Below are 13,095 nucleotides of genomic sequence, written 5' to 3' on the forward strand. Positions count from 1 at the left end.
CGTCCCTGCGCTCGGCGCGGAGACGGGCCGTCAGAGCACCAGCCAGAACCCGGTGAGCAGGAACGGTCCGAACGCGACCCGCCCGCGGACGCGCAGCACGAGCACCCACAGCCCGGCCACCGCGAAGCCGACAGCGGGCGCGGCGACAACGTGCTCGGGTCCGAGAGCCGCGAGCGGCGGTGCGAGGGCCGCCTGGAGCTTCACGTCGCCGAGGCCCAGCCCGCCCGCCACGTGCAGCACGCCCAGGCACAGCACCGTCGCGAGGACGGCGACAAGCGTCCCCTCCGTGGGCGCGAGGACGGCTCCGACCGCCAGCAGCGGGAGCGTGACCGCGTTCGGGAGCCGGTGCCCGCGCACGTCCGCCAGCACCAGCGGCACGCTCGCGAGCGCCACCGGGATGAGGCCGGGCGCCCGATCGAGGTGCGGGGCCCCGATCAGGAGGAGCACCAGGGCGCCGAGGAGCAGGGCGGCCCGGTCGAGCAGAGATCCGCGGAGCATCCGCCGAGACTAGGGGGCGACGCCCTCGGGGCGTCGGAGTTCTCCACAGGGCGGCCCGCCGGCGTGCTCGGGCGGCGGCGGGTCCCATCCCGGCCTCAGTCGTGCGGCGGCAGCGGTCCCAGCAGGAGCGACGCCCAGGCGCCGTGCGCCGACGCGTCGTCGGAGGGGTGGAACTGCCCGGCGAGCACGTCGCGGTAGAGGCGGCCGAGCTCCGACCTGCGCTGGTACGCCGACCCGCCCGCGATCCGGACGGCGCTCTCGACCACGCGGAGCGCTCCCTCCGTGGTGCGGATCTTCACCCCGACCAGCGAGGGGAACCAGCGCGCGCCGCGGTCGACGAGCGCGTCCACGTCGGCCGCCGCCGTGCGCAGGGGCGCCTCGAGCCCGTCGAGCAGCATCCCGGTCTCAGCCACCCGGTGCCGCACCTCGGGGTCCTCCGCCAGTGGCCGCCCTCCCGCCCGGAGGGAGGTCCGTCGGCGGACGGAGGCGACGGCGAGCTCGAGCGCGCGCTGCGCGACACCGAGGTAGACCGAGGAGATCAGCAGCTCGAAGGCCGCGAAGACGGCGAAGACGAAGGGGTCGGCGGTCGGTCCGACGGGCAGCGAGCGGATCATCCGCTCGGCCGGGACGACGACGCCGTCGAGCACCGTCGTGCGGCTCTGGGTCGCCCGCATGCCGAGCGTGTCCCAGTCGTCGCGGACCTCGAGCCCGGCGACCGGCGAGTCCGGGCGCTCACGGTGCACGAAGCCGTGCACGAGCCGCGGCTCCGACCCGCTGTCGTCGCGGCCGAACACGCCGAGCCGCGTCCAGGCGGGCGCGAGGGAGGTGAAGACCTTCGTGCCGGTGAAGCGGTAGCCGCCGTCCCCGAGCGGCTCCGCCCGCGTCAGCGAGTCCGAGAGCACCAGGTCGTTGCCCGCCTCGCTGTTGCCGAAGGCGAAGACGTGACCCGTCGCGGCGTCGACGAGAACCGAGCGGAGGGAGTCGTCGCCCCGCTCGAGCAGGAGTCGCGCGATCCCGGTCCAGACCAGGTGCATGTTGACGGCGAGCGCGGTCGCGGGCGCGGCCGTCGCGAGGCGCGTCTGCTCGGCGGCCGCCTGCTCCAGGCCGAGGCCGGCACCGCCGAGCTCCTCGGGGACGAGCAGCGCCAGGTACCCGATCGAGCGCAGCTCCTCCAGGTCGTCCGCGCAGAACGCGTTGCGCTCGTCGTAGTCGGCCGCGCGGGTGCGGAAGCGCTCGAGGAGCGCATCGTCGAGGATGCTCACCCGTCCACGCTACGCCCCGGTGCCCTGCAGGGACGCGCCCGGCCCGGGGATCCTCGGATCCCACGGGCCGGACGCACGGCGAGCCCGTCAGGCGAGCTCGTTCGACTCCAGCATCTCGGTGACCAGAGCGGCGATCGCCGAGCGCTCGGAGCGGGTCAGCGTGACGTGCGCGAACAGCGGGTGGCCCTTCAGCGTCTCGATCACGGAGGCGACCCCGTCGTGCCGGCCGACCCGGAGGTTGTCGCGCTGCGCCACGTCGTGGGTCAGCACCACCCGGGAGTTCTGCCCGACCCGCGAGAGCACCGTGAGCAGGACGTTCCGCTCCAGCGACTGCGCCTCGTCGACGATCACGAACGCGTCGTGCAGCGAGCGCCCGCGGATGTGCGTGAGCGGCAGCACCTCGAGCATCCCGCGCTCGATCACCTCGTCGAGCACGTTCTGCGACACCAGCGCCCCGAGCGTGTCGAAGACCGCCTGCGCCCAGGGGTTCATCTTCTCGGCCGCGTCGCCGGGCAGGAAGCCGAGGTCCTGGCCGCCCACCGCGTAGAGCGGCCGGAAGACCATGATCTTCTTGTGCTGGCGCTTCTCCAGCACCGCCTCCAGGCCCGCGCAGAGCGCCAGCGCCGACTTGCCGGTGCCGGCCCGGCCGCCGAGCGAGACGATGCCGACCTCCGGGTCGAGCAGCAGGTCGATCGCGAGCCGCTGCTCCGCCGACCGCCCGTGCAGGCCGAACACGTCCTTGTCGCCGCGGACCAGCGTGATCTGCCGCTTGCCGGTGACCCTCGCGAGAGCGGAGCCGCGGTCGGAGTGGACGACGAGTCCGGTGTTGACCGGGATGTCGGCCACGACGTCCGTGAAGAGCCGCTCGCGGTCGTAGAGCTCGCTCATCGCGTCGCCGCCGAGCGTCACGTCGTCCATGCCGGTCCAGCCGGACTCGGGGGCCTGCTCGGCCAGGTACTCCTCCGCGGCGAGGCCGATGGAGGCGGCCTTCACGCGCATCGGCATGTCCTTGGACACGACGGTGACCGCGGCGCCCTCGCTCTGCAGGTTGAGCGCGACGGCGAGGATCCTCGCGTCGTTGTCGCCCATCTGGAGCCCGCTCGGCAGCACCGACATGTTCGAGTGGTTGAGCTCGACGCGGAGCGTGCCGCCGCGGCCGACGGCGATGGGGAAGTCGAGGCGCTCGTGCTGCACGCGCAGCTCGTCGAGGCGGCGCAGGGCCTGCCGGGCGAAGTAGCCGATCTCGGGATCGTTGCGCTTGCCCTCGAGCTCGCTGATGACGACGATCGGCAGCACGACGGCGTGCTCCGCGAACCGGAACATCGAGGACGGATCCGACAGCAGCACCGAGGTGTCCAGGACATAGGTGCGGAGGAGCTGATCGGCCGGATCCGAGGAGCCGTGCTGGACACGGCGGTGGACGCCGCCCTGCGTCCCGGTCTGCGGATCCATGCCCTGGGGAACTGTCACGACGACTCTCCACACTCCGGGGGCCGGAGCCCCCGGCTCATGTCCTCGAGCCGGCCTCATCGGTGCGTGTCGTGCACCGCGCAGTGTCCCTTCGGCGTCTGCGCGATGTCGAGCCGTACTTCTGTGGCCGTCTCGACCAGGCGCTGTACCTGATGACTCGAACCTAACCCGGCGAATGACATCCGTGTGCTTCTCACCGCTACGAATGTGTAACCAGTGTGTGAACGCGCGGAATCCGGCCTAGTAGTCGATGCTCGTGGCCGACGAGATCAGGGCGGCGCGGAGCAGCGCGAGGGTCGCGTCGGTGGTGCCGGCGTGCGCGCTGAAGCGGATGGTGCTCGGACGCAGGCGCGCGGTGACGCCGTGCGCGGCGAGGGAGGCCGCCAGCGGGGCCAGCTCCTCCGGCTCCGGCTCGACGACCACGATGCCGGCGCGCTCGTGCTCGCCGCGGGAGCCCACGACCGCCAGCCCGAACTCGTCCGCGAGGTCGACGATCGCGCTGACCCGCTCCGCCACGAGCGCGGCGATCGTCGACTGCCCGACCGCGGCGACCTCCTCCAGCGCCGACGCGAGCCGGGCCTGGGCGATCGGGTCCGGGTTGCTGATGCTGAAGGCGCGGGCGTCGCCGCGCGGCGGAGCCACCTCGTCCCACGGCTCCGCCTGCTCCGATCCCGTCCAGCCGGAGAGCACCGGGGTCAGCCGCGACAGCGCCCGCTCGCTGAGCGCGAGGAAGCCCGTCCCCCAGCCGGCGCGGAGCCACTTCTGGCCGCCGGTGACGACCACGTCCGCCAGCTCGTAGGGCGCGTCGACGACGCCGAAGCCCTGGATCGCGTCGAGGACGAGCATCCGGTCGCCGATCACGTCGCGGATCGCCGCGACGTCCGCGAGGTAGCCGGTGCGGGAGTCGACCAGGCTCACCGCGACGGTCGTCACGTCGTCCGTGAGCTGCTCGCGGACCGCCTCCGGCGTCACCCGTCCCTGCTCGGTCCGCAGCCAGCGGGGCTCCACCGAGCCGAGAGCCTGCGCCGAGCGCACCGCCGCGAACGGCAGGCTCGGGAACTCCGCGGCCGACAGCAGCACCGCGCCCGAGGCGCCGAACAGCGCGTGCAGGAGGCCGGTCGAGGTGTTGGGCTGGAAGACGACGCTGTCGGCGGGGACGCGCACGAGCGCCACCGCCGCCTCCCGGACGCGCTCGTCCTGCCGGAACAGCTCGTCGAGGGTGCCGCTGCGCGCGCGCACCAGCAGCTCGACGGCCGCGTCCTGCTCGGCGGCGACGGTCGCCGAGAGCGGGCCCACCCGGCCGAAGTCGAGGTACCCGGTCTCCTCGCCGAAACCGGCGAGGTAGTCCTCGGTCGTGGTGGAGGTGGCCTCGTTCGAGCTCATGCCGGCCCTTCCGGTCGGTGGTGCGGCAGGAGCCGCGAGGTCAGCTGCCGAAGCGGCGGTGCCGTCCGGCGTAGTCGCGGAGCGCGCGGAGGAAGTCGACCTCGCGGATGTCGGGGCCGAGCGCCTCCATGAAGTAGAACTCGCTGTGCGCGCTCTGCCAGAGCATGAAGTCGGAGAGGCGCTGCTCCCCCGAGGTGCGGATGACCAGATCGGGGTCGGGCTGCCCGCTGGTGTACAGGTGCTCGCCGATGAGCTCCGGGGTCAGCAGGCCCGCGACGTCCTCGATGGAGGAGCCGCGCTTGCCGTGCTCCTCCAGGATGCTCCGCACGGCCTGGGCGATCTCGTGCCGCCCGCCGTAGCCGACCGCGAGGTTGACGTGCAGGCCCGTGTGGGAGGCGGTGCGCGCCTCCGCCGTGTCGAGCGCGGCCACGAGCGAGGGCGGGAGGCCCTCGTCGGAGCCGACGTGCTGCACGCGCCAGTCGGGCTGCTGCGAGACCTCCTCGGCGAGGTCGGCGATGATCGCGATCAGCTCGGTCAGCTCGCTGCTGTCGCGGCCGACGAGGTTGTCCTGCGAGAGCAGGTAGAGGGTGACGTGGCGCACACCGAGCTCGTCGCACCACTGCAGGAACTCGTGCACCTTGGCGGCTCCGGCCCGGTGGCCGTGCGCGGCGGTCTCGAGGGCCCGCTGCCGCGCCCAGCGCCGGTTGCCGTCGATGATCATCGCGACGTGGTTCGGCAGGGAGTCGGGGGGAAGGCTCGAGCGGAGGCGCTTCTTGTAGACGCCGTAGAGGAGGTCCCTTCCCACAGGCAGTCTCGGCTTCGGCACAGTGACACGGTAGTCGACCCGGGGCGCTCCTCGAAGCCCGGCGGCGCTCGGCGTCGGCCCGGGACGGCGTCGTAGTCTGTCCGGCATGAGCCAGCGGCCAACGCCTCCCCCGTCCGATCCCCGCGCCCGCACCGACCGCGGCGGAGACGCCGTCGGAGCGGACGGCCCGGACCTGCCCGCCCTCCCCCTCATCGAGGACGCGATCGAGCACGACTCCTCGGCGGAGGTCCGGCCCACCTGGCGCGGCTGGATCCACGCCGGCCTCTTCCCGCTCGCGATCGTCGCCGGAGTGGTGCTGATCGTGGTCGCGGAGGGGACCGCGGCGAAGTGGGCGGCCGCGGTGTTCGCGACCACGTCGCTCCTGCTCTTCGGGAACTCCGCTCTGTACCACCGCTTCGACTGGAAGCCGCGGACGAAGATGATCCTCAAGCGGATCGACCACGCCAACATCTTCCTGCTGATCGCCGGCACCTACACGCCGCTGGCCGTGCTCGCCCTGCCGCCCGCGCAGGGCACGCTCCTGCTGGTCCTGGTCTGGGCGGGGGCGCTGCTCGGGATCGGCTTCCGCGTCTTCTGGATCGGGGCGCCGCGCTGGCTCTACGTGCCGCTCTACCTGCTGCTGGGCTGGGCGGCCGTCATGTACCTCGGTCCGCTCTTCGAGGCCAGCGCGACGATGATGGTGCTCGTCCTCGTCGGCGGGCTCTGCTACTCCGCCGGAGCCGTGATCTACGGGATCAAGAAGCCCAACCCGGTCCCGGGCGTCTTCGGCTTCCACGAGATCTTCCACGCGCTCACTGCCGTGGCGTTCCTCTGCCACTGGACGGCGGCGCTGATCGTCTCGCTCCACCCCGCGTACAACGCCTAGAAAGGCCCGGGCCCACCGCTGTGGGCCGGGCTCAGCCCTCGCTGCGCTCCGCCTCCTCGGCGTCGAGCCGCTCCTTCACCTGGGCGGTGTAGGTGGTCCGCCGCACGCGCCGGACCATGTCGAGCGCGAGGAGGACGGCGGCCAGAGCGATCACGAGCATCGTGATGAAGCCGAAGAGGCCCGGCGTGACCGTGTCCTCGTTGAACTCGGGGCCGGGGGTCGGCACCGTCGTGGAGGCGAGGACGACGGCGCGCTGGGCGCCCTCGAGCAGCGCGGCGATCACGCGCGCACCTCGTCGGCGACGACGACGCCGGAGCCGTCGGGCTCCGGGGGCACCGGGGCGTCCCCCGAGGGCTCGGGGTCGGGAGCGATCGGCGGGACGACCGCGGTCGGGCCCGGGGCGAGCTCGGCCAGGTCGAGACCGGCGAAGAGATCCGTCTCGGGCGTCGGCGCGTCGACCCGGCTCTCGACGAGCTGGAAGTCGTCGGTCGGCCAGGCGGCGTCGATCGCCTCGTGCGGGAGGAAGAAGAAGGCGTTGTCCGGAGCGACCTGGCTGGCGTGGGCCAGCAGGGCCGCATCGCGCCGATCGTGGAAGCCGGAGATCACGACCCGCGTGGTCGCGAGGTACGGGGTGTCCTCGTTCCAGCGCTTCATCTCCTCGAAGACCGACAGGCGCGGGTCCTCCGGGTCGATCGAGCGCAGGTGCTCGGCGATCGCCCGCAGCTTCTGGCCGCTGAAGACGCGGTCGTAGTACAGCTTCGAGACCGACCACGGAGCGCCCGTGTCCCGGTACTCCTCGGCGAGGCCCGCCGCGCGGTAGGCCTCGACGGCGACCTGGTGGGCGCGGATGTGGTCGGGGTGCGGGTAGCCGCCGTTCTCGTCGTAGCTGATGATCACGTGCGGCCGGAACCGGCGGACCAGGCGCACGAGCGGAGCGGCGGCCGTGGCGAGCGGCAGACCCGCGAACGAGGCGGCGTCGACCTTCCCGTCCTCGGGCATGCCGGAGTCGACGAAGCCGAGCCAGGCGTGCTCGACGCCGAGCGCCTCGCGAGCGGCCGCCATCTCGTAGCGGCGGAGGCCGCCGATGTCGCGCTCGGCGTGCGCGCGGGCCTCGAGGCCCTCGTTCAGCACGGAGCCGGCCTCGCCTCCGGTGCAGGAGACCACCATGACCTCGGCGCCCCGCGAGGCGTAGGCGGCCAGCGTCGCCGCGCCCTTGCTCGACTCGTCGTCAGGATGGGCGTGCACGGCGAGAAGGCGCGGAGTGTCCCGCACCTCCGAATCGACGGAGACCTCGACGGCCTGGGACACGATCGCTCGATTCCTCGGGGTTTAATGGGATCGGCGCTCCCGTCCGCGAAGGACGCGCGCCACCCGTCCAGAGTAGACGCATCACCCAGGGAGTTCCGTGGCCGCCCGCACGTCCGAGAGCGTCGAGGGAGCCGCCGCGCCCGCGCTCGATCCGGACGCCGTCCGCGCCGCCGGACCCCTCGCCACCCGCTACGGCCGCACGACGCGCACCCGCCGCGGGAACCGCTGGCTCTTCGGCGGTGTCGCGCTCGCCTTCGTCGCCGTCTTCGCCGCCTGGGTCGTCTGGGCCGGACTCGACGGAGCACGCGGCGGGGTGGACGTCCAGGACACCGCGCACCAGGTCGTGGACGACCGCACCGTCACCGTCTCCTTCGACCTCACCGCGCCCGTCGGCCGCGAGGTCGCCTGCGCGGTCCAGGCCCTCAACGAGCAGTCCGCCGTGGTCGGCTGGCTGGTCGTGGAGTACCCCGCCTCGACGGAGCGCTTCCGCTCCTACACGGAGACCGTCCGCACCACCGAGCTCGCGAACACAGGTTTGATCTCCTCCTGCTGGCTCCCGTAGGCTTGCCCGAAGCCCCGACGGACTCGTCGGGGCCTCGCCATTCCCACCGCCGCCTGACGCCGGCCGTCCCCACCGCCGGACGCGGACACCTCCGCACGGTGCTGCCGGGCGCCGCGAGCGCGGCCCGCAGAGCAGGAGCCCACCATGGCCGACCAGTCACAGGTGACCTGGATGACCCAGGAGTCGTACGACCGCCTCGAGGCGGAGCTCACCGAGCTGTCCACCAACGGACGCGAGGAGATCGCCAAGCGCATCGAGGTCGCCCGCGAGGAGGGCGACCTGAAGGAGAACGGCGGCTACCACGCCGCGAAGGACGAGCAGGGCAAGATCGAGGCCCGCATCCGCCAGTTGACCTCCCTCCTCCGCGAAGCCGAGATCGGCACGCCCCCCGAGAGCCACGGAGTCGTCGAGGCCGGCACCATCATCACCGCCGAGATCGCCGGCGACGAGTCCCGCTTCCTCCTCGGCAACCGCGAGATGGCGGGCGAGAGCGACCTCGACGTCTACAGCCCCCAGAGCCCCCTCGGATCGGCGATCATGGGCCTGAACGTCGGCGACACCGCCCGCTTCACGGCACCCAACGGGCGGGAGATCGAGGTCCGCGTCGCCAACGTCGAGACCTGGTCCGGCCACTGATCGCACGTCGCGGCGCTCTCCGCGGCGTTGTCGTCGGGCGCGATACCGCCGGTATCGCTTCCTCCTCCGCCTTGCGGAGAACGCCGCGACGCACGATCAGCCCTCTCCAGACGGGAGCGGGGCGCCGGCTTCGCGGCGACGGCGAGGGCGAGGGCGCGAGATCGCCGGTACCGGCTTTGTCCTCCGCTCTGCGGAGAACACCGCGGCGCCCACAGGCGGTCAGTTGCGGGAGATGCGGGGGGCGTAGCCGGCGTCGGTGAGGACCTGGATGACGCGGTCGGCGTGCTCGGGGCCGCGGGTCTCGACGCTGATCTCGATCTCGACCTCGCTGATCTGCAGGCCCCGGCCGTGCCGGGTGTGCAGCACCTCGACCACGTTCGCGTTCGCCTCCGAGATGAGCTCCGCGATGCGCGACAGCTGCCCCGGACGATCCGGCAGCCCGATGCTCATCTTGAGGTAGCGCTCCGACGCGGCCAGGCCCCGGCTGATCACCCGCTCCATCATCAGCGGATCGATGTTGCCGCCCGACAGGATGACCGCGGTCGCTCCGGCGTCGCGGATCTTCCCCGTCAGGATCGCCGCGATGCCCACCGCGCCCGCGGGCTCCACCACGAGCTTCGCCCGCTCCAGCAGCACCAGCAGAGCCCGGGCGATGTCGTCGTCCTCGACGGTGACGACCTCGTCCACCATCTCGCGGACGATCGCGAAGTTCAGCTGCCCCGGCTTCGCCACGGCGATGCCGTCGGCGATCGTCGGAGAGATCGTGATCGCGGTCGGCTCGCCGCTCGCGAGCGAGAGGGGGTACGGCGCCGCGTTGGCCGCCTGCACGCCGATGACGCGGAGCGTGCGCCCCTCCTCGGCCGCCTTCTGCTTGGCCGCCGATGCGACCCCGGCGATGAGGCCGCCGCCGCCGATGGGCACCACGATGGTCTCGACGGCGGGGGCCTGCTCGAGGATCTCGAGGCCGACCGTGCCCTGCCCGGTGATCACGTCGGGGTGGTCGTAGGGAGGAACGAAGACCGCGCCCGTGCGCTCGGCGAACTCCGCCGCCGCCGCGAGCGCCTCGTTGAAGATGTGCCCGCTCAGCACCACGTCAGCGCCGTAGTCACGGGTGGCCGCGAGCTTGGGCAGCGCGACGCCGATCGGCATGAAGATCGTGGCCTTGATCCCCAGCTCCCGCGCCGCGTAGGCGACGCCCTGCGCGTGGTTGCCGGCCGAGGCCGCCACGACTCCACGGGCCCGCTCCTCCGGGGTGAGCCGCGACATCCGGAACACGGCTCCGCGGATCTTGTAGGAGCCGGTGCGCTGGAGGTTCTCGCACTTGAGGAACACGGGCGAGCCGAGGACCTGCGCGAGGAAGGTGCTCGTCTCCATGGGGGTGGCGGCGATGACGGGGGCGAGGACGGCGCGGGCCGCCTCGAACTCGTGGAGGGCGGGTCCGACGACGCGGCTAGTCTGCATGCTCTGCGGCAACTCTCTCGGGGGTTCGGGTCGGCGAGCGCCAGACTCCGCTCGCGACGTACTTGACCATGACGTTGAGCGTGGCCACGACGGGCACCGCGAAGAAGGCGCCGGCGATGCCGCCGATGATCGAGCCTCCTGCCACCGCGAGCACGACGGCCAGCGGGTGGACCTTGACCGCCGACCCCATGATCAGCGGCTGGAGGATGTGGCCCTCGAGCTGCTGCACCGCGAGGACGACGATCAGCAGGAAGAGCGCGATCAGCGGTCCGTTGTAGACCAGCGCGATGAAGACGGCCAGCGCCCCCGTCACCACGGCGCCGATGACCGGCACGAAGGAGCCGAGGAAGACGAGCACGCCGATCGGGATGGCCAGCGGGACGCCGAGGAGGAAGGAGCCGAGGCCGATGCCGACCGCGTCGACGAAGGCGACCAGGATCTGCACCTTCACGAAGTTGGTCAGCGTCACCCACCCTGCGCGACCGGCGCCGTCGACGGCTCCGCGGGCGCGGCGCGGGAAGAGGCGGACGACCCAGCTCCAGATGTTCGGCCCGTCGATGAGGATGAACAGCGTCGAGAAGAGGGTGAGCAGCACGCCCGTCAGCAGGTGGCCGACGGTCGAGCCGACGCTGAGCGCGCCGCTGACCAGCATCCCCGAGTCCTGCTGCAGGGCCGTGAGGGCCTGCTGCGCGTACTGGTTGATGTCGGTCTCGGTGAGGTGGAGCGGCGACTCGAGGAGGAAGGCCTTGAAGTCGTCGTAGGACTGCACCGTCTGCCGGCTGAGGTCGTCGAAGCCGGAGTAGACCTGGGTGACGACGAGGAAGAGGAGCCCGCCGATCACCACGACGATCCCCAGCTCCGCCAGGACGACGGCGGCCCACTTGGGCCAGCGGTGGCGCTGGAGGAAGCTCGAGAACGGCACCAGGAGGGCGGCGATCACGATCGCGAGCAGGAGCGGGATGACGATCAGCCGCAGCTCGATGACGAGCAGCACCAGCACCGCGAGCGCCGCGACCACGACGAGGACGCGCCAGGCCCAGGCGCCGGCGATGCGCATCCCGTCGCTCACGAAGGCCGAATCGGCGACGGGAGCGGGCCGGGAGGGGGCGGCCGGGGCGACGGGCGCGGCGGGCTGGACGGCGCGCGGGCCGGAGGTGCGGCGGGACCTGCCGAGTCTCATCTGCCCAGACTAGGCCCCGGCGCATACCCCGCGCGGTATCCCCGGGGAGCGCTCATGCGGCGGCGCCGACCGCCGCCTGCTCCGGTGCCGGACCGACCGCGACCGGGCGCCGCGCGGGCAGCACGCCGACACGCTCCCCCGGCTCGAGGCGATGCCCCGACGCGTGCTGGACGGTGACCTCCTCACCCGTCGACAGCCGGACGGTCGAGCGCCGCACCGGCCCCAGGAAGCTCGAGGCGAGGACGACTCCGGGCAGGGAGTCGGGAGCGCCGTCGGCCACGACGGCGAGGTCCTCGGGGCGGAGGAACACCGACACTGGCCCGTCCGCTGCCGCCGCGTCGACGAGCGGCAGGCGCACGCCGAGCGCGAGGACCGATCCCGACGAGACCGTCCCCGCGACCACCGTCGAGAGGCCGACGAAGCGGGCCGTGAAGGCGGTCGCCGGGCGCGCGTAGAGGTCCTCCGGTGCACCCAGCTGCTCGATCCGCCCGGCGTTCATCACCGCGACGCGGTCGGCGACGGCGAGCGCCTCCTCCTGGTCGTGCGTGACGAAGAACGTGGTGATGCCGATCTCGGACTGCAGGCGCTTGATCTCGTCGCGCAGCTGGACGCGGACCTTCGCGTCCAGTGCCGACAGAGGCTCGTCCAGCAGCAGCACCCGCGGCCGCGTGACGAGGGCGCGCGCGAGCGCCACCCGCTGCTGCTGGCCGCCGGAGAGCTCGTGCGCGTAGCGGTCGCCGAGGGCGCCGAGGCCCACGACCTCCAGCGCCTCCCCCGCGGCCGCCCGGCGCTCGCGCGCCCCGACTCCCCGGGTGCGCAGCCCGAACTCGACGTTCTCGCGCGCCCGCAGGTGCGGGAAGAGCGAGTACGACTGGAAGACCATGCCCATGTCGCGCTTCGCGACGGGGACGTGGGCGACGTCCTCCTCGTCGACGAGGATCCGCCCCGCGTCGATCCGCTCGAGACCGCTGAGGGCGCGCAGGGCTGTGGTCTTGCCGCAGCCGGAGGGGCCGAGCAGCGCGATGAACTCACCCGGGGCCACGTCGAACGAGACGCCGTCGAGCGCTCGCGCGGAGCCGTAGTGCCGCTCCACGTCGACGAAGCGCACGCGGGCGCCGGGGAGGGTGGGAGCGGTCACGAGGAGCCTTTCGAGGAGCGCGCCCGGCCCGTCGGCAGGCCGATCCGCGCGAGGCGGCCGATTCCGAGCAGGAGGGCGAAGGCGAAGAGGAGGGAGAGCAGCGAGAAGATCACGGCGACGTAGGCGTCGGTCTTCGACACCTGCACCAGGCCGGTCTGGAGGGTGGTGCGGCTGAGGAGCGAGGCGATCGTGTACTCGCCGAGGACGACTGCGACGGTGATCAGCGCGGCCGCGACCAGGCCCCGGCGCAGGTTCGGCAGGAGGACCCTCCCGAGCACCGCGAGCGGGCCCGCGCCGAGCGAGCGGGCCGCCTCCGAGAGCGTCACGGCGTCGAGACCGGCGAGGTCCGCCGCCACGGCGGTAGGCGTAGGGCAGGACCAGCACCCCGTAGGCGAGAGCGAGCGTCCACGGCGCGGAGCCGGCGAGCTCGGTGACCACGGAGTAGACCGGCGCGAGGCCGACGACGAGGACGATGGCGGGCACGGTCAGCGGGAGCAGGCAGACCA

14 protein-coding genes are annotated in these 13,095 nt (G+C 72.8%); 3 read left to right on the plus strand and 11 right to left on the minus strand.

Going from position 1 to position 13,095, the window contains the following annotated elements; all coding sequences use genetic code 11:
* Positions 1-30: 30 nt before the first annotated feature.
* The 5 genes from C5C44_RS01575 to C5C44_RS01595 all read right to left on the minus strand — a co-directional run bounded on the left by C5C44_RS01575 (position 31) and on the right by C5C44_RS01595 (position 5,418).
* Positions 31-498, minus strand: coding sequence for a prepilin peptidase (locus tag C5C44_RS01575; protein ID WP_104335133.1), 468 nt, complete (start codon positions 496-498; stop codon positions 31-33).
* A gap of 95 nt (positions 499-593) precedes the next feature.
* Positions 594-1,760, minus strand: a complete 1,167-nt coding sequence (locus C5C44_RS01580) for an acyl-CoA dehydrogenase family protein (protein ID WP_104335134.1) — start codon at positions 1,758-1,760, stop codon at positions 594-596.
* 87 nt (positions 1,761-1,847) lie between these two features.
* Positions 1,848-3,212 (minus strand): PhoH family protein, encoded by a 1,365-nt coding sequence (locus tag C5C44_RS01585; RefSeq protein WP_104224423.1) that lies wholly within the window; start codon positions 3,210-3,212, stop codon positions 1,848-1,850.
* A gap of 258 nt (positions 3,213-3,470) precedes the next feature.
* A complete protein-coding gene (locus tag C5C44_RS01590) occupies positions 3,471-4,613 on the minus strand; it encodes an aminotransferase class V-fold PLP-dependent enzyme (protein ID WP_104335135.1) in 1,143 nt (380 codons plus the stop codon).
* A 40-nt stretch (positions 4,614-4,653) separates the two neighbouring features.
* Positions 4,654-5,418, minus strand: a complete 765-nt coding sequence (locus C5C44_RS01595) for an isoprenyl transferase (protein WP_279630826.1) — start codon at positions 5,416-5,418, stop codon at positions 4,654-4,656.
* A 106-nt stretch (positions 5,419-5,524) separates the two neighbouring features.
* On the opposite strand from C5C44_RS01595, the gene C5C44_RS01600 reads away from it, so the two are divergent.
* A complete protein-coding gene (locus tag C5C44_RS01600; RefSeq protein ID WP_104224425.1) occupies positions 5,525-6,304 on the plus strand; it encodes a hemolysin III family protein in 780 nt (259 codons plus the stop codon).
* A gap of 31 nt (positions 6,305-6,335) precedes the next feature.
* Here the strand turns inward: C5C44_RS01600 and C5C44_RS01605 are convergent, their stop codons facing one another.
* Positions 6,336-6,587, minus strand: coding sequence for a hypothetical protein (locus C5C44_RS01605; RefSeq protein ID WP_104224426.1), 252 nt, complete (start codon positions 6,585-6,587; stop codon positions 6,336-6,338).
* On the minus strand, positions 6,584-7,612 hold the full coding sequence (mca, locus tag C5C44_RS01610; RefSeq protein WP_258062346.1) for a mycothiol conjugate amidase Mca: 1,029 nt from the start codon (positions 7,610-7,612) through the stop codon (positions 6,584-6,586). Before mca ends, C5C44_RS01605 begins: the two co-directional genes overlap by 4 nt.
* 97 nt (positions 7,613-7,709) lie before the next feature.
* Here mca and C5C44_RS01615 point away from each other — a divergent pair, with 97 nt between their 5' ends.
* Both C5C44_RS01615 and greA read left to right on the plus strand, forming a co-directional pair.
* A complete protein-coding gene (locus C5C44_RS01615; RefSeq protein WP_104224427.1) occupies positions 7,710-8,174 on the plus strand; it encodes a DUF4307 domain-containing protein in 465 nt (154 codons plus the stop codon).
* Between the two features lie 144 nt (positions 8,175-8,318).
* The gene (gene greA / locus C5C44_RS01620; RefSeq protein ID WP_104225519.1) at positions 8,319-8,810 is read left to right on the plus strand and encodes a transcription elongation factor GreA; all 492 of its coding nucleotides are present in this window, start codon (positions 8,319-8,321) and stop codon (positions 8,808-8,810) included.
* Between the two features lie 219 nt (positions 8,811-9,029).
* Here the strand turns inward: greA and ilvA are convergent, their stop codons facing one another.
* The 4 genes from ilvA to C5C44_RS17280 are packed head-to-tail and all read right to left on the minus strand — an operon-like array spanning position 9,030 to position 12,945.
* Positions 9,030-10,271 carry a threonine ammonia-lyase gene (ilvA, locus tag C5C44_RS01625; protein ID WP_104224429.1) on the minus strand — a complete coding sequence of 414 codons (1,242 nt, stop codon included), beginning with the start codon at positions 10,269-10,271 and terminating at the stop codon, positions 9,030-9,032.
* Positions 10,261-11,451, minus strand: coding sequence for an AI-2E family transporter (locus tag C5C44_RS01630; protein ID WP_104335136.1), 1,191 nt, complete (start codon positions 11,449-11,451; stop codon positions 10,261-10,263). Before C5C44_RS01630 ends, ilvA begins: the two co-directional genes overlap by 11 nt.
* Positions 11,452-11,503: 52 nt before the next feature.
* Entirely contained in the window at positions 11,504-12,589 is a 1,086-nt protein-coding gene (locus tag C5C44_RS01635) for an ABC transporter ATP-binding protein (protein WP_104249531.1), read from the minus strand.
* Entirely contained in the window at positions 12,586-12,945 is a 360-nt protein-coding gene (locus C5C44_RS17280; protein WP_258066609.1) for an ABC transporter permease subunit, read from the minus strand. Before C5C44_RS17280 ends, C5C44_RS01635 begins: the two co-directional genes overlap by 4 nt.
* Positions 12,946-13,095: the final 150 nt, after the last annotated feature.

Origin of the sequence: Rathayibacter sp. AY1F6 (assembly GCF_002932035.1) — a bacterium.
GTDB lineage: Bacteria > Actinomycetota > Actinomycetes > Actinomycetales > Microbacteriaceae > Rathayibacter.